The 15881-nt window shown below is 60.1% G+C and carries 17 protein-coding genes; 8 read left to right on the forward strand and 9 right to left on the reverse strand.

What is annotated here, in order from left to right; all coding sequences use genetic code 11:
* Window positions 1-107: 107 nt before the first annotated feature.
* On the reverse strand, window positions 108-281 hold the full coding sequence (locus IE127_RS17620) for a DUF1328 domain-containing protein (RefSeq protein WP_189427095.1): 174 nt from the start codon (window positions 279-281) through the stop codon (window positions 108-110).
* A 364-nt stretch (window positions 282-645) separates the two neighbouring features.
* Here IE127_RS17620 and IE127_RS17625 point away from each other — a divergent pair, with 364 nt between their 5' ends.
* Window positions 646-819: a hypothetical protein gene (locus tag IE127_RS17625; RefSeq protein WP_189427096.1), complete on the forward strand. Its 174-nt coding sequence runs from the start codon at window positions 646-648 to the stop codon at window positions 817-819.
* Here the strand turns inward: IE127_RS17625 and IE127_RS17630 are convergent.
* The 6 genes from IE127_RS17630 to IE127_RS17655 are packed head-to-tail and all read right to left on the reverse strand — an operon-like array spanning window position 816 to window position 7486.
* Window positions 816-1202, reverse strand: coding sequence for a hypothetical protein (locus IE127_RS17630; protein ID WP_189427097.1), 387 nt, complete (start codon window positions 1200-1202; stop codon window positions 816-818). The two genes, IE127_RS17625 and IE127_RS17630, sit on opposite strands and share 4 nt — an antisense overlap.
* A 3-nt stretch (window positions 1203-1205) precedes the next feature.
* Window positions 1206-3746, reverse strand: coding sequence for a cytochrome c oxidase subunit I (gene ctaD / locus IE127_RS17635; RefSeq protein ID WP_189427098.1), 2541 nt, complete (start codon window positions 3744-3746; stop codon window positions 1206-1208).
* Window positions 3747-3758: 12 nt separating this feature from the next.
* Window positions 3759-4826 carry a sodium:calcium antiporter gene (locus IE127_RS17640; protein ID WP_244640308.1) on the reverse strand — a complete coding sequence of 356 codons (1068 nt, stop codon included), beginning with the start codon at window positions 4824-4826 and terminating at the stop codon, window positions 3759-3761.
* Entirely contained in the window at window positions 4823-5821 is a 999-nt protein-coding gene (locus IE127_RS17645) for a cytochrome c oxidase subunit II (RefSeq protein ID WP_189427099.1), read from the reverse strand. The genes IE127_RS17640 and IE127_RS17645 overlap by 4 nt, the downstream gene beginning before the upstream one ends.
* Window positions 5818-6942, reverse strand: a complete 1125-nt coding sequence (locus IE127_RS17650) for a c-type cytochrome (protein ID WP_189427100.1) — start codon at window positions 6940-6942, stop codon at window positions 5818-5820. The genes IE127_RS17645 and IE127_RS17650 overlap by 4 nt, the downstream gene beginning before the upstream one ends.
* Window positions 6935-7486, reverse strand: a complete 552-nt coding sequence (locus IE127_RS17655; protein ID WP_189427101.1) for a cytochrome c oxidase assembly protein — start codon at window positions 7484-7486, stop codon at window positions 6935-6937. Before IE127_RS17655 ends, IE127_RS17650 begins: the two co-directional genes overlap by 8 nt.
* A 182-nt stretch (window positions 7487-7668) precedes the next feature.
* Between IE127_RS17655 and IE127_RS17660 the strand changes: the two genes are divergently transcribed.
* Entirely contained in the window at window positions 7669-7857 is a 189-nt protein-coding gene (locus IE127_RS17660; protein WP_189427102.1) for a DUF3008 family protein, read from the forward strand.
* On the opposite strand, the gene IE127_RS17665 is transcribed toward IE127_RS17660, so the two are convergent.
* Complete coding sequence (locus IE127_RS17665) at window positions 7854-8987, reverse strand: citrate synthase (protein WP_189427103.1); 1134 nt, start codon at window positions 8985-8987, stop codon at window positions 7854-7856. The genes IE127_RS17660 and IE127_RS17665 overlap by 4 nt on opposite strands.
* A 74-nt stretch (window positions 8988-9061) precedes the next feature.
* Between IE127_RS17665 and IE127_RS17670 the strand changes: the two genes are divergently transcribed.
* Window positions 9062-10171: a citrate synthase/methylcitrate synthase gene (locus IE127_RS17670; protein ID WP_189427104.1), complete on the forward strand. Its 1110-nt coding sequence runs from the start codon at window positions 9062-9064 to the stop codon at window positions 10169-10171.
* Between the two features lie 17 nt (window positions 10172-10188).
* On the opposite strand, the gene IE127_RS17675 is transcribed toward IE127_RS17670, so the two are convergent.
* Entirely contained in the window at window positions 10189-10674 is a 486-nt protein-coding gene (locus tag IE127_RS17675; RefSeq protein WP_189427105.1) for a MarR family winged helix-turn-helix transcriptional regulator, read from the reverse strand.
* Between the two features lie 302 nt (window positions 10675-10976).
* On the opposite strand from IE127_RS17675, the gene ectA reads away from it, so the two are divergent.
* The 5 genes from ectA (at window position 10977) to IE127_RS17700 (ending at window position 15809) form a co-directional block, all read left to right on the forward strand.
* Window positions 10977-11531, forward strand: a complete 555-nt coding sequence (gene ectA, locus IE127_RS17680) for a diaminobutyrate acetyltransferase (protein ID WP_189427106.1) — start codon at window positions 10977-10979, stop codon at window positions 11529-11531.
* A 54-nt stretch (window positions 11532-11585) separates the two neighbouring features.
* Window positions 11586-12869 carry a diaminobutyrate--2-oxoglutarate transaminase gene (gene ectB / locus IE127_RS17685; RefSeq protein WP_189427107.1) on the forward strand — a complete coding sequence of 428 codons (1284 nt, stop codon included), beginning with the start codon at window positions 11586-11588 and terminating at the stop codon, window positions 12867-12869.
* A gap of 18 nt (window positions 12870-12887) precedes the next feature.
* A complete protein-coding gene (locus IE127_RS17690) occupies window positions 12888-13292 on the forward strand; it encodes an ectoine synthase (protein WP_189427108.1) in 405 nt (134 codons plus the stop codon).
* 41 nt (window positions 13293-13333) lie between these two features.
* Window positions 13334-14269, forward strand: a complete 936-nt coding sequence (gene thpD / locus IE127_RS17695; protein ID WP_189427109.1) for an ectoine hydroxylase — start codon at window positions 13334-13336, stop codon at window positions 14267-14269.
* Window positions 14270-14342: 73 nt separating this feature from the next.
* A complete protein-coding gene (locus tag IE127_RS17700) occupies window positions 14343-15809 on the forward strand; it encodes an aspartate kinase (protein WP_189427110.1) in 1467 nt (488 codons plus the stop codon).
* The last annotated feature ends 72 nt before the right edge of the window (window positions 15810-15881 follow it).

Raw genomic sequence — 15881 nt, forward strand, 5'->3', positions numbered from 1 at the left:
CAAGCTGTGCACTACACCCGATCCTCCACGGGTGACCTCACCGGTCTGACCAGAGAAGTACGCCCCGTGGCAGGCGGTGTCAATTCTGGGGAGAGGGTTCAGGACGCCTAGAAAATCGCTGCGATACCCAGGACCCCGAGGATGAGAAGGATCACGATACCGGCGAGAATAACGAAAAAGACGATCTTTGCGAGATTTGCTGCACCTGCCGCGATACCGCTGAAGCCCAGCGCGCCGGCAACGACGGCGATGACGACGAGTGCGATGAGAAGTTCAAGCATGAATAGTATCCTTTAGTGTTGCGCTAATAAGCGATCAGGCCGCCGGCTGTGGATCTTCTGGGCCGGGGGGCGGCTCATTGGGGTCGTGCTGCGGTGGCGGTACCGGGTCCGGCTCGGGAAAAGGTTCGGGTGGCGGAGGCGGTACGGGCTGTGGGTCAGGCTGCGGAAAAGGCTCCGGTGGCCGAGGGTCAGGTTCGGGACGGGGAGGTTCGGCGGGCGGAATGTATGCCGCTTGCATTGTATTTGCCTTCGTCGATACAGCTGTGTTTTGAACGGCCTTGCATCAGCGGAGTTCCGCAACAGACCTTGATTGCCTGTGCGTCAGCACGCAAACTTATCCTGACCAACACCTGGAGAGATCGAAATGCCGATTCTGCTGCTTATTCTTCTGGCCATCCTGATCGCCCAGGTGGGGTTCTGGGATGCCTTCGTCGCAGTCCTCGGGGCGGCGGGCATGATCATCCTGTTCGTGATCATCCTGATCGCGGCGCTGGGCATCGCAGGCTTTCTGGCAGTGCGGCGTATGGGCAGGCGCTAGCGCAGGTCCGCGCACGCATCTAGCAACTGCACTGCCACGCCGGCGTAAAGCACTGCGAGAATGGATAATCCATTCAAAAACCGCATCACAAACAGCATGAGCGGTTGTTGATCTCCGGGCATCTTGGCTCCGGAAAGCGTCTTGTAGACAGGGTGGGGCCAGATCAGCAGCGCAAGCAGCAGGCCCAGAACGAGGACCGTGCCGGCAATGACGCTGGCGGAGGCGAGCGTGTTGCTTCCGGAGGGGCCGGTGCCCACAGCAAAGCCACACAAGGCTGACTGGCTACCATAGATCAGCGTCAGGTGCGCCGCCCACAGTATGGGCCCGGCCATCAGGAAAACGAGTGTGCCGATAGGCCGGGGTGTAGTCTTTGCCTCTCCCATCGATCAGCCTCCGATCAACCGGGGAAATCCGTGGATCAGCAGCAGCCCGAATAGTCCCTGGCCGGCTGTGTAGTAGTAGAGCAGGGCGGCATTGTCGAAGGTCACCCGCCGCTTCGCATCGAGTTGCGCGGTAATCACGCGGCCCACCGCAAACAGGCACATGATGATGGTTGCAAACGCCGCCTGTCCGGTGAGTATCGGCGCCATGTAGACCATTGCGCCATAGGATGATGCGGTCGGCGACAGCCCGGTGCTCATATGCCCGAGAATCTCCAGCGCCACCGCTCCGCCGAGCGCTGCGGCACCGAGTGTCAGCAACCCGGCGACCCTAAGGCTCATATGGCGCGGTTTCGGCAACAGCTTGCCGGCGATGAACACGACGGCGCTGCCGCCGATGAACAGCAAGGCCGAGCCGATCGGCCAGAGCAGCGGCGGCGGCGGCGGTGATCCTGCCGGCGCCCATACGTCGGGCGAGACGGTCCACAAATAGAGATAGGAGAAGAAGTAGGACACATAGAGCGAGGACGCGACCAGCATCAAAACGACCATCGCCCACCAGCTGTGCGACATTGGTCCGGTCATGTAGGTCGGAAGTTTTATGCCATGGCCAATCTCGACCTCACCCTGTTCTGGCTTGTCGAGCTGCCACGTCCAGATGATGCAGGCAACGATCGCTAGCACACCACAGGCAATGGCAATCTCCACCTGCTTAATCGTCAGCAGCAGGAAAAACGCCGCAGTGAACGCTGCGGCCCCAAGGTGCGTCCAGCTCGGGCCGGGCATTTGCAGCACATATTGCGGCTTCGCCTCGATGGCGGAGGTGACGATGGTCTCGCGACCGCCCGTCGGTGCATTTGGCAGGTAATGCAGGCCCTCTTCGACTTCCTTTGCGAGGCTCGGCCGGTCCCATTGCGGCTCGAGGCTCGTCACATGCGGAATGCTGCGCGTAGAATACGTGTCATTCGGCAGGAATTCGAGCGTCCCCGCGCCCCAGGGATTATCGGGTCCACCTTCGCCGAACCGGAAGTTCTTGGCCAGATCGACCAGGAACACCAGGACGCCCGCCGCCATGGTGAAGGCGCCAACGGTCGAGATCGTGTTCAGCAGGTCCCAGCCCATATTTCCGGGATACGTCCAAACGCGCCTTGGCATACCTGCAAGGCCGGTGAAGTGCATCGGAAAGAACGCGACATTGAAACCGATGAACATCAGCCAGAACGCCCACCGCCCCAGCCGCTCGGACAGCATCTTCTTGCTGACCATCGGCACCCAGTAATAAAACGTCGCAAACAGCGGAAACACCATCCCGCCCACCAGCACGTAGTGAAAGTGCGCGACGATGAAATAGCTGTCGTGCGCCTGCCAGTCGAACGGCACGATGGCAACCATCACGCCGGTCAACCCGCCGAGCGTGAAGATGAACAGAAACCCGAGGATGAACAGCGACGGCACCGTAATCCGGAACCGCTTGCGCCCGGCGGCAATCGTCGCGATCCACGAAAATACCTGAATGCCCGAGGGAATCGCCACGGCCATGCTCGCGGCGGAAAAGAACGCCAGGCTCATCCCCGGGATGCCGGTGGTGAACATGTGGTGCACCCACAGCCCGAAGCTGAAAAAGCCCGTGGCGATCAGCGCCACGACGATCAGCCGGTAGCCGACCAGCGGCGTCTGCGCCATGGTCGGGATCATCATCGAAACCAGCCCTGCCGCAGGCAGGAAGATGATGTAGACCTCCGGGTGCCCGAAGAACCAGAACAGGTGCTGCCACAACAGCGAGTCACCGCCGAGTTCTGCTGTAAAGAACGGCCAGCCGAAAGCGCGCTCGATCTCCAGAAGCATCGTTGCAAGGATCACTGCCGGAAAGGCGAAAATGATCATTGCCGCGAACACCAGCATCGACCACGCGAAAATCGGCATGCGCGCCAGCGTCATTCCCGGCGGGCGCGTGCGCAGTACGCCAACGACAATTTCGATCGCACCGGCTATGGCCGATATCTCGATGAAGCCAATGCCCAGCAGCCAGAAATCGGCGTTATCGCCCGGCGAGTATTCCAGCAGCGTCATCGGCGGATACATGAACCATCCGCCCTTCGGCGCCAGGTCGTAGAAAACCGTCGAAAAGAACACCAATCCGCCGATGATATAGGCCCAGATCGCAAAGGCGCTGAGCCGCGGGAAGGGCAGGTCGCGCGCCGCCAGCATCTGCGGCAACAGCATCACCCCCAGCGCTTCCACCGCTGGCACGGCGAACAGGAACATCATCGTCGTGCCGTGAACGGTGAAGATCTGGTTGTAGAGATCCTGGCTGAGAAAATTGTTGTCGCCGACCGCCAGTTGCGTGCGCATCAGCAACGCCAGCACACCCGCCATCAGGAAGAACAGCAGCGCCGCCCCGATATAGAGCACGCCGATAACGGTATTGTTGACCGCCGTCGGCAGTCTCCAACCGGTCGGCGTCGCCCAGATGCGCTTCAGATCTTCCAGCTCGTGCGCCGGCCGGGGGCCTTTGTTGGGAAGCTCATCAAGCTCGTGGGTCGACATAAGCGCTCCAGCTCAGCGAAGAAAGAAGAGGATCACGAGGCCGGCGCAATAGCACAGCAACACCGCGAGCGAATCGAGCCCCAGCCTTAGCACCGTCTTGTCGGCGCGCTCGGCCATGCCGATCATGAACAGCGCAGTCACAGCAATGCCGAGCAGGGCCCCGAACGCTGCGAACGAATCTGCCTGGCTCAGGATCGGCTCACCCTGCGCCACGAGGTCGATGACGAACACCAGCCCGACATTGATCAGATTGGTCCCGAGGATGTCGGAGACAGCCAGCGTCAGAAGCCCGGCCTTGGCCGCCGTGATCGTGGTGGCCAGCTCCGGCAGCGAGGTGGCAAAAGCCAGTAGCACGAAGCCGACGAAGCTGCCGCCAAGCCCCGTCTGCTCCGAGAGCGCATCCCCGGTGCGCGACAGGGTATAACCGGCAATCAGGATCACGAGGCCCAGCCCCGCCGTCCACAGCACCAGTCGTCTCAGGCTCTCGCCCTCGAAAGCCTTGTTGGCTTCGCGTTCCGCCTTGTCCTGCTGCTCGTCGAGCGTGTGATCGACCTTGCCGCCATAAGCGACCAGCCATGAGCGGCGGCCCTGCGATTGCGCCAGGAGATAGACGCTGAAGGCATACGCCAGAATACTGAACCACGCCCACGCGCCGATCCCGAGAATGGCGACATCCCCAACGACCGCACCGGCGGTGATGATGGCGAGCAGCAGGATATTCAGCCCACCCTGCAGGAACACCATCGGATCGGGAATCGATGAGGTCAGGGCCCGCTCTCGGATAAAGGCATCGACAAGCGCCAGGATCGCCACTTGTGCGGCGATCGAGCCCAGCAGGTTGTTCAGCGCCAGATCAGGCGCGCCGCTCGCTGCCGAAGTCACCGTGGCGCCGATCTCCGGCAGGGAGGTGATACCCCCGAGCAGCAACAGGCCGATCGTCGCCTGTCCGATGCCGGTCTGGTAGCTGATCGCATTGGCATAGTGCGTAATCCGGGCGCCCGCAGCCCACACCACGCCGGCCGCCACCAGAAAGATCGCGAAATTGACGAACACGTTGAACTGGCTGAACTGCAGGATCATTCGAGACTGTCCAGATAGATGGAAAGGTCGTCGAGCTGCTCTTCCGTGAAGATCTCGTAAGCCGGCATCTTGTTCTCCGGCTTGATGTGCTGGTTGTTGACGATCCAGTCGGAAAAGGCCTGCGAATTGTTGGGCATGGTCGCGGCGGCAAGCGACAGCCTGCCGCCCACATGCGTCAGGTCCGGCCCGATCACGCCGTCAGCCTCTGTACCGCGAACCGCGTGGCAGGAACCGCACCCTGCTTGCTGGAAAAGCTCGGCCCCGTGCTGCTCCTGGGCGGTCGCGGGCTCGTGTGCCGGTGATGCGGCGTGCGCCAGCCATGCCTCGAATTCCTGCGGCGGATGCGCCACGACGTGAAATGCCATCAGCGCATGTGCGCCGCCGCAATATTCCGCGCATTGCCCGCGCGTTACACCGGCCCTGGTGGCCGTGACCGTCAGTGTGTTCTCGCGCCCCGGTATCATGTCGAGCTTTCCCGCAAGGGTAGGGGCCCAGAAGCTGTGGATGACGTTATCGCTGGTCAGCGCCAGCTCCACCGGCGTGCCGACCGGCAAGTGCAGTTCGTTGGCGCTGGTAATCCGGTTACCCTCGCCATCGAGATAGGTGACGCGCCACCACCACAACTCGCCTTCGATCGCGACCCGCAGCTGGCCGTCCTCCGGCGCCTGGCTTTGCGCGCCCGCGCGCATGACGAACAGCCCGTAGACCAGCAGCACCGTCAGCACCACCACCGGAAAGAACAGCCCTAGCCCGGTAATAAAGCGCTCATTGGCAAACCGGCTGCGCAAAGACTGCGAGCCGAACAGCGCAAGCCCCGTTAACACCACAACCAACGCCAGGATTATGCCGCTGCCGATGGTCATGATCCAGAACAGCAAATGCACCCGCTCGGCCTCGACCCCGCCCGGCGAGAGCACTGATTGCGTACCCGTGCACCCGGCAAGCAGCAGAGCGACAAGAACAATCAGGCCGGTCCTCGCCAGCGTACCGCTCATCTTTGAGTCTCCGCCTCAAAAGCCGGTAGGCTTGCATAATAGGCGCTCACGGCCTCAATCTGGTCTGGCTCCAGCCGGCTGCCAGCGACAGCCATGATCTGCGCGTAGGCGGAGCCGCTTCTTTGGTTCGCGGCCCACAATTTCAGCTGTGTCGCGAGGTAGCGTGCCGACTGGCCGGCCAGCCCCGGAAAGTCCGGATCGCGCCCGGCGCCGTGGCACGACTCACACGAGGGTAGGTCGTCATCTGGCACGCCTTGCTTTGCGATCTGTTCTCCAGTGGCGATCAAGTCCGGATCGAGTGGCCTTTCGCTTTCAGGCGTGTCGAGTGACGCATAGTACAAGGCAAGTTCAGAAATCTCGTCATCCGTCATATGGTAGGCGATCGGCGCCATGATGCCGCTATTGCGTTCCCCCGAACGGTATTCTGCAAGAGCGCGCGCCATGTAATCCGCCCCGAGTCCATCGAGACGCGGGACGAGCGTACTAACCGGCGGTGTGTCAGTGTCGCCGTGGCAGCGCACGCAGTTTTCTGTAGCCGCAAACGTCAGGCCTTCGGCATCCCGTCGCGCCGGCACATCTGGATCGGGAAATGTCCGAGTCGGAAATTGCTCGGCTTGCGGCTCGAGACTGTCGAGGTATGCAACCACAGACCACACTTCATCAGAGCGGGCCTCGGCGGGCCATGCTGGCATGCCTGTGTATTTAAGCCCGCTGGCGATGATCCAGAAGAGGCTGCTCGAATTGTAGTCCTCTTTGGCCCGCAGAAGCGGCGGCGGATGCGGAAGCATGGCCTCGTAAACCGGGTTGATTTCACCGCCCGGCATGGCATGGCATTCGGCGCAGCTGGTGCGGTAGTGTTCGGCGCCTAGACGCACCATGTCCTCGTCGAACTCGGGGACGTCGATGCTATCGGAGTGTGCGCGTATCGATTGATCGCGCACCACTGTCAGCAACCAGGTAGTCACGTCGAGATGCGCGCGATTAGCCCCGACATTGTAATAGCCTGACCAGACGAAAACCGCGCCCCCGCCAATGCCCAGGGCGACGAGTATGAGCATGGCCACCCCGATCCGCTGCCATCGGGTCAGCCGTCGGACCTTGACGACTTCCCTGTCAGCCATGCAACCGTGCCTCTGCCTCCAGTGCTAGGAACCAGCGTGCCGAAATGACGATACCAATTGCGACATAGGTCAGCGGGCAGGCAATAAGCATGATCAGACCTGCAAGCTGCTGATCAGCCAGGGAGCTTGCGCCCATGGAGTGGCCGGCATGCGCCATTCCGCCAAACAGTGTCCTTGGGGAAAACACCATCAGAGCGCCTAAAAGGCAGAACAGCTTGCCGGTGATCAGAAGCGCCAGAATCGAACGCCACTTGCCGGTGGCCGGCATCGTGAACATTGCAAGCCAGAACCACGCGGCGGCGGCAATCAGGCTGATATGCATGCCGAGCATTAGCAGCCCGCTCTGGCTCGCCGCGGACAACGCCGGGGGCGAGTGCCAACCCCAGAGAAGAACCAGCTGCGCAGTTGTCGCCCAGGGCCAACTCCTCCAGATTTCTCTCTTCGGCTGTGGTTTTAACAGCAGCAACAGCGCAGGAACTGCCACGTTCATCAACACGATGTGCTGAATCATGTGCATGCTGAGAGGCCCGAATGCGGCTTCCATCGCTACTTGTCCCCCTGGATGCGAATGCTGGCGCGCTTCTGCGCCGAACAATATCGGATGTCGAAACCGCGGGATTGGTTCCGCAGCAGTTGCAAGTGCAACCAGTGCAAATCTTTGTGCTCAAAGCAACAGCACAGGCACCATGGCGTTAGGCCCTCACCACAATGGCTAGGGAGGCGCGCATGCCCGCAAAATCCAAGTCCCAGCAGAAAGCCGCAGGAGCGGCTCTTTCCGCGAAGCGCGGCGATACCAAGGTCAGTGATCTGCAAGGCGCATCGAAGCAGATGTACGAGTCGATGAGCGAGAAAGAACTCGACGACATGGCATCGACCGAGCGCGAGGGAAAGCCCGAGCACAACTCCAAGAGTTAGGTCTCGAGGCCGGGGCCTGCATACTCTGTCCGAGGGCGGATCAGGCCCCCGGTCTCCGATTGCTCGATCGCGTGAGCAAGCCAGCCAACACATCGCGCCATGCTGAACAGCATGAACGGCGCCCCCGGCGGCAGCCGATGAATCACAGACACTGCTGTGAGCGCGAAATCGATATTCGGCTTCTCCCCCGTCAGAGTCTCGCCCATCTCCAGCACGTCCCGCAGATATGGCGGTAGTTCTAGCGCATCCAACAGAACGGCTGCGCGTATATCTCCGTCGGGGTACAATGGGTGGCCGAAAGCCGGGAGCCTCTGCCCTTGCGCCAGGATTGAGCGCAACGCAGCATCTGCGCCTGACATCTCCGCATCGCGCAACAACAGAGCTACCGCATGCCAAGCGCCGCCATGCAACGGCCCTGTCAGCGTCGACAGTCCCGATAGCAGGCACGCGGAAAGAGGCGCCCCTGTAGACGCTGCAACCCGTGCGGCGAATGTCGATGCATTGAGTTCGTGTTCTGCCAAAAGCACCAGCGTCTTACGCAGCGTCTCTGCAGCCTGCGGACAGCTCCAACGCTCCGCGAGTTCCAGATGTACCGCGCCACCATCGTAGCCGAAGAAGGCGTTCAACGTATTGGCGAGAAGAGATTCAGCCTCAAGCTGAAGAGATTGTGTCGATCGCCCCAGGGAGGGCACGTCGTTTAGCGCGCACGTGGCGAGGTATTGCATCGCGACTGTCGAGCCGAACGCGGCTGTCTCAGATCGACGAGGAGAAGGGAGCTTGGTGAGTTGGGTCCCCCAGAGTAAGGCGATGACGTCTTCGAACGGGGTGTCAACGGCTAGCCTGGCGGCATCTCGTCCGCGATAGAAGAGCCGGCCGCCTTCTACGGTCGATATCGAGGAGGTCAGCACCGGATCGCCCCAGCGCATCGTCTGCGCCGCGATAGTGTTGGCACTGCGCCGGCCGCGAGCGCGTGATGCCAGCCGCTCCACGTCCGCGGCAGCATAAAGGCTGCGGCGTGTGTCGGCTTCGTCAACGCGTGTTCGGATCCGTCCGCGGCTGACGCTGGCATAAAGGCTCTGCGGCTTTGTTCCGAGAATGGCCAGAGCCTGTTCGCGAGTTAACCACTGCATAGGTTGATCAATTTCATCAAGATTGACGTCAACCAAATTAGTCCTGAAATCTCTCGCCAGCAAGGAGAGTTAGGATGAAGATTGGACTCGATGACGTCATCGCGGCTGAAACACGGTTGTCAGAAGTAGATGGCGCGGCCGGTAAACTGACAATCGCGAGCTATCCGCTGGAGATCCTGAGCCAGCAATTCTCGTTCGAACAGGTTTGCGCGATGCTGCTGCAAGTCGGTTATGCGCAAGAGCTCGACACTACGACTATCGGTTTCAAGATGGCAGCGGCACGCCCGCGCGTCGCCAGATACATTGATCATATTGATCAACAGCTCGCGCGGCATAGCGTGGTGGACGCAATGCGTGCAGCCATTGCGTACATCCCCGATGCGGACGATGTGACCACGGCTCTCGATCTTGCAGTGGCGCCGGCAGTATTTCTGCCCGCAGCGATTCGGCTCTCAGCCGACCAGGCTGCAATTCCGCCGGACGCATCGCTGTCTCACGCCGCCGATATGTACAGGATGCTGCACGGCGAGATGCCGAGTGCCGCTCAGGAAAAGGCGCTCGATACCTATCTGCTGACGGTATCCGACCACGGCCTGAATGCCTCCACTTTTGCTGCGCGCGTCGTTGCCTCGACGGGGGCCGGGCTGACCTCTTCCGTACTCGCCGCTTTGGGAGCGCTCAAAGGCCCTCTTCATGGCGGTGCGCCCGGTCCGGTGCTCGATATGCTGGACGCGGTGCGGTCTCCAGAGAATGCGCAGGAATGGCTGTCGGCCGCGTTGGCGCGTGGCGAGCGTCTCATGGGGTTCGGCCATCGCATCTACCGCGTTCGCGATCCACGCGCCGACGCGCTCAGCGCGGCATTGTCGACGCTGCAAGCTGCGGGAGATATCGATCAAGCAAGGTCCGCTGTTGCGACTGCCGTGGAGCGCGAGGCTCTTGCCTTGCTCAAACAGCATAAGCCCGATCGGCCCCTGCACACCAATGTCGAGTTCTTTACGGCGCTGTTGCTGGAAGCCTTGGGCTTTCCCCGTTCGGCCTTCACCGGGGTTTTTGCAGCGGGTCGCACGGTCGGCTGGGTCGCCCACGCACGAGAGCAGGCTCTTCATGGCCGTCTCATTCGGCCCCAATCGCACTATGTTGGAGAGAGGCGCCAGGTCGCCGATAATGAGTGGCTGGCGGCGTAATACCGCCAGCGCTTCGCTTAGCTTGCCTCGGCCATCGCGGGCGAGGACTCTAGCACTGCGGGCACATCCTGCTGGTCGTCGGTGCCGAGCATGTGTGCAATCCGCTCGAGCGATGCCACCAGCATGGCCTGCTCCCATTCCTCGAGAGCCATGAATTCGCTGTGGAATTTCGCGTGGACACCGTCCGGCGCAATCTGCAGCACCTGTCGGCCGCGCGGCGTCAGCGAAAGCCAAACCTGGCGCCGGTCACTCTGACCTTTGCGCCGGGCGATCATGCCGATCGACTCCAACTTGTGAATCAGCGCGGTGGCTGTTGCCTGCGTGATCCCCATGCGTCCCGCCACGTTGCCGGCAGTTTGTTCCTGCCCTTCGTCGAGCAGCTGCATGAAGATGAGCTGAGACGGCGTCAGCCCGGTCTCGCGCATCAGCGCCTTACTGTTCAGTTCGGTCTTGCGAAGGATTTTCCGCATCGCGGTGAGGGCTTGCTTGGTCCGATTTTCCAAGTGGGGCGTTCCCGTCATAACCATGGCAGTGTCCTCTACCTTCATATCTGCTCGCGCGGGCCCGGCAAGTGCCGAACGATCAGCGATGCAGAATTATAAGTTTTATAGAACTAACTAAATCGTAACGCCTTTGGCAAGGGTAGGTTCGTTTCCACAAATCGAGAAAATTAATGGCTGTGAATGCAACCGCCTGAATTGGCTTAGAAAATGCGTTTTCTCGCGCGAGGCAACCGAATAGGGGGCATTGACATTTAGTTTGTGCGGGCTAATTAGTTGCCCGACGCCAAACGGGAGAAACCGCTATGCATCTCGCAGCCGTAGGAAACCGCAGCACCGCTAAGTCAGACGATCTGGTCATCCGCGCTCCAAAGCGCGAGGACGGCTCCGGTGTCTGGGATCTGGTGCGCGCCACGAGCTCGCTCGATGACAACTCGATGTACTGCAACCTGCTTCAATGCTCGCACTTCTCGCAGACCTGCGCGCTTGCCGAGCTTGACGGCGAGGTCGTCGGCTGGCTCTCGGGTTACATCCCACCCGAAACACCGGACGTGTTCTTCGTCTGGCAGGTGTGCGTGAGCGAGAAGGCCCGAGGCCGCGGTCTCGCCAAGCGCCTGATCAATGCCGTGCTGGCCCGTCGCGTCTGCAAAGGCGTCGAGCGGCTGCAGAGCACGATCACGGGCGACAACAAGGCCTCCTGGGCACTGTTCGGTTCGATTGCCGATCAGCTCGAAACGGAGCTGACCCGCAAGCCGCACTTCGAGCGTGACGAGCACTTCGATGGCCGCCACGCGACAGAATTCCTCGTCAATATCGGCCCGTTCGAGCGCAAGGCAGTCGATATGCCTTCAGCTGCTTGATCATCAGCCGATTAGCAAATGCAACCGTCCCAAGGGAGACGAGTTATCTTGACCATGAGTGACACAGAAAAAACAGATTCTGCCATTTTCGATCGCGTCGAGAGCCAGGTTCGTTCCTATTCTCGCAGCTTTCCGAAAACCTTCAACAAAGCTGTTGGCGCGACCATCTATGATCGCGACGGCACTGAATACACCGACTTTCTGGCCGGATGTTCGACGCTCAACTATGGGCACAACGATCCCGACCTGAAAGCCGCGCTTATTGATTATATCTCCGCCGATGGCATTGCGCACGGCCTTGATATGTTCACCGACGCCAAGGAAAAGTTCCTTGAAGCGTTCGAGCGGATCATCCTCAAGCCGCGCAACATGGACTACAAGCTCATGTTCATGGGGCCGACTGGCACCAATGCCGTCGAAGCTGCGCTCAAGCTTGCCCGCAAGGTTACTGGCCGAAACACGGTGATCTCGTTCACCAACGGGTTTCACGGCGTGACGCTGGGCTCGCTTGCCGCCACAGGCGCATCGAGCCACCGCAAAGCCTTCAATGCTGGCCTCAGCGGTGTTCAGCGCGCAGCTTACGACGCCTATTTCGGCGATATCGACACTGCCGACATGCTCGACAAGCAGCTTTCGGATGCATCGAGCGGCTTTGACGCTCCGGCTGCGATCATCGTCGAGACGGTGCAGGGCGAGGGCGGCCTAAACGCCGCGTCCGGTGCCTGGCTGAAGAAGATCGAGGAAATCGCCAAGAAGCACGGCGCGCTGTTCATCATCGATGATATCCAGGCCGGCATAGGCCGCACGGGCACATTCTTCTCGTTTGAGGAAATGGGCCTTGATCCCGATATCGTCACGATGGCCAAGTCGCTTTCGGGCATGGGGCTTCCCTTCGCTTCAGTCATGTTGAAGCCGGAACACGACATTTGGGGACCTGCCGAGCACAATGGCACGTTCCGCGGCAACAACCACGCATTCGTCACCGGGCGCGCTGCGCTTGAGAAGTTCTGGGCCGACAAGTCGTTCGAGACAGAGGTCAAGAAGAAGGGCGAATATCTCGGTCAGCGCCTCAAGGCTATTGCCGACGCTCACGGCTTTACACTGCGCGGCCGCGGCATGATGCAGGGCATTAACGCCGTCACTGGAGAGCGTGCAGAGGCAATCTGCAAGGCCTGCTTTGAGCAGAACCTGATCATCGAGACGTCGGGCCCCGACAGCGAGATCGTGAAGGTTCTTTGCCCGCTGACCATTGAAATGGATCAGTTCACCAAGGGTCTGGATATCCTCGAGAACGCTTTCGAACGTGTCATGGGCTCACGTCGCGCGGCTGCAGAATAATAATAAGAGGACGAAGCAATGATTGTCAGAGATCTGAACTCGGCGCGTGAGACCGATCGCCTGGTCAATTCTACTGGGTGGGACAGTACCCGCCTGCTCTTGGCCGGCGATAATATGGGGTTCTCGTTCCATATCACGCGTATTCACGCGAATACCGAGCACGTATTTCACTACAAGCATCACTTTGAGAGCGTTTACTGCATCTCTGGTGAGGGGTCGATCGAGGATCTCGCCACGGGCGAGGTTCACAAGATCACCCCAGGCGTCATGTACGCCTTGAACGACCATGACAAGCACCGCCTGAAGGCGGAATCGGAGTTGGTCATGGCGTGTTGTTTCAATCCGCCTGTCACGGGTAACGAGGTTCATCGTGAAGATGGCTCGTACGCCCCGAACGACGAGGCTGTATCCGAGAACGCGTAAAGCGCGATCAAAGTACAACCACGAACTGAAAGGCATTTCAGATGAGTATCTCTGCTGCTCAGAACAGTACCAACACAGCCGACGCCTACCCGACGCGGCTGAACGAGGAACAGTGGCTTGAGCGCAAGGATCCTGTCTTCTGGGGCAACTGGACCCCGCAGGCCCCGCTGACCCGTGCCGAAGCGGAAAGCTTCGACAAGAATGGCTATCTCGTTCTCAAGAACGTGTTTTCGCCCGCTGAAGTCGCGTCACTGCAGGAAGAATCGCGTCGTCTGCGAAGCGGCAAGGGAAATCTTGATCCGGATTCCACGATCACCGAGCCAGGCTCGGATGAAGTACGCACCGTGTTCCGGCTGGATGAACAGAATGCGCTCTTTGATCGCCTCGCACGCGACGAGCGTGTTGCTGGCCGCGTTCGTTTCCTGCTCGATGACGAGGTGTACCTTCACCAGTCCCGCCTGAACTACAAGCCGGGCTTCACGGGCAAGGAATTTTATTGGCACTCCGATTTCGAGACATGGCACGCCGAAGACGGCATGCCGCGCATGCGTGCGATCTCTGCGTCCATCCTGTTGACGGATAACGATGCCCTCAACGGTCCGCTGATGCTGATCCCCGGCTCGCAGAAGACATACGTCTCCTGTGCGGGCGAGACGCCGGATGACAACCACAAGTCCTCGCTGAAAAAGCAGGAAGTTGGTGTGCCGTCGCCGGATACCCTCAAGCAGATGGCTGACAAGTTCGGCATCGATTACGCCTCGGGCAAGGCCGGCACTGTCATCCTGTTTGACTGCAACACGCTGCACGGTTCCAACGGCAACATTACGCCGTTCCCGCGCTCCAATGCGTTCTTCGTCTACAACGCATGGTCAAACCTCGTGACCGATCCGTTCGCTGCCAACAAGCCGCGTCCGGCTTTCCTCAGCAAGCGTGACCCAGAGGGTCCGCTCAAGGTGGCTTCAGGCAAGCTCATATAACGAGCCGGCGCCAAGCACTGAATTCCATAAAGAAAGCACCCCCGACAGGCTCGGGGGTGCGGGCGGAGTAAGCATGACCAACACCTCGAGCCCATCCCATACAGTCGAAAAGATCGGCGGTACGTCGATGTCCCGCACCAGCGAATTGCTGGATACGGTTCTGATCGGCGATCGAAAAGGCGAAGACCTCTACAATCGCATCATGGTTGTTTCGGCTTACGGCGGCATGACCGATGCCTTGCTGGAGCATAAGAAATCAGGCGAGCCGGGCGTTTATTCGCTGTTCGCAAGTTCTGAAAGCGGCTGGACCTGGGGCGACGCGCTGAGCAAGGTTGCGCAGCGCATGCTCGAGAAGAACGCCGATATCTTCACCGATGATGGCCCGCGCGAAGCTGCAGATCGCTTTGTGAAGGATCGGATAGAAGGCGTCAGATCCTGTTTGATAGATCTGGCGCGGCTATGCTCATTCGGCCATTTTCAGCTTGAGCAGCACCTGCTGACCGTACGTGAGATGCTGTCTTCGCTTGGTGAGGCGCAGTCTGCCCACAACACCGCATTGCTGCTGAAGATGCATGGCGTCAATTCGCGTTTTGTCGATCTGACTGGGTGGCGCGACGAGAACCAGTACACGCTGGACGAGGTTATAGATCGCGCATTCGCCGATATCGACCTGAGCCGGGAATTGCCGATTGTCACCGGCTATGCCCAGTGCAGAGAAACGCTGATGAAGACCTATGACCGCGGCTATAGCGAGGTTACCCTGTCTCGCGTCGCAGTCGTCACCGGCGCTGCGGAAGCCGTCATTCACAAGGAATTCCACCTGTCCTCCGCCGACCCGAAGATTGTCGGCGAAGATGCAGTGCGCGTGATCGGCGAGACCAACTACGATGTCGCCGACCAGCTTTCGAACATGGGCATGGAAGCAATCCACCCACGAGCCGCCAAGAGCTTGCGTCAGGCCGGTATTCCGCTGCGGGTCAAGAATGCGTTTGATCCAGACCATCCGGGCACCGTGATCCGCTCGGATCTCGAAACCCGTGAGCCGCATGTGGAGATGGTGACAGGTCTCAAGGGCGTGTTCGCGCTTGAGTTCTACGATCAGGATATGGTCGGGGTGAAGGGTTACGACTCCGAGATCCTCGACGCGCTGACCCGGCATAAGGTTTGGATCATTGCCAAGACTTCGAATGCCAACACCATCACCCATTTTCTCAAGGGGTCGCTGCAGGCGATCAAGCGGGTTGAGACCGACTTGGCAAAGGCCTTCCCGAATTCTGATATCGGGCTGCGAAAGCTGGCACTTGTCTCCGCAATCGGTCGCAGCCTCAATGAGCCCAGCATCCTGCCCAAGGCGATCGCTTCGCTTGCCGAGGAAGGCATCATGCCCCTTGGCGTGCATGACCTGATCCGCAAGGTGGATCTGCAGGTTCTTGTTGAAGAAACCGATTTCGAAGCAACTCTGCGTGCGCTGCATCGCGGTTTGATTGAGAATTGGACCGGAGAGCGCTCGGACCAGTCTGCACTGGAAGCGGTGGCCTAAACCGTTTGCGCAGTTACCAAAAGGCCCGCGGTCTTGCCGCGGGCCTTTTTTGTGAGCAGTGTTTCAAGAGAG

Source organism: Devosia pacifica (assembly GCF_014652635.1).
GTDB lineage: Bacteria > Pseudomonadota > Alphaproteobacteria > Rhizobiales > Devosiaceae > Devosia > Devosia pacifica.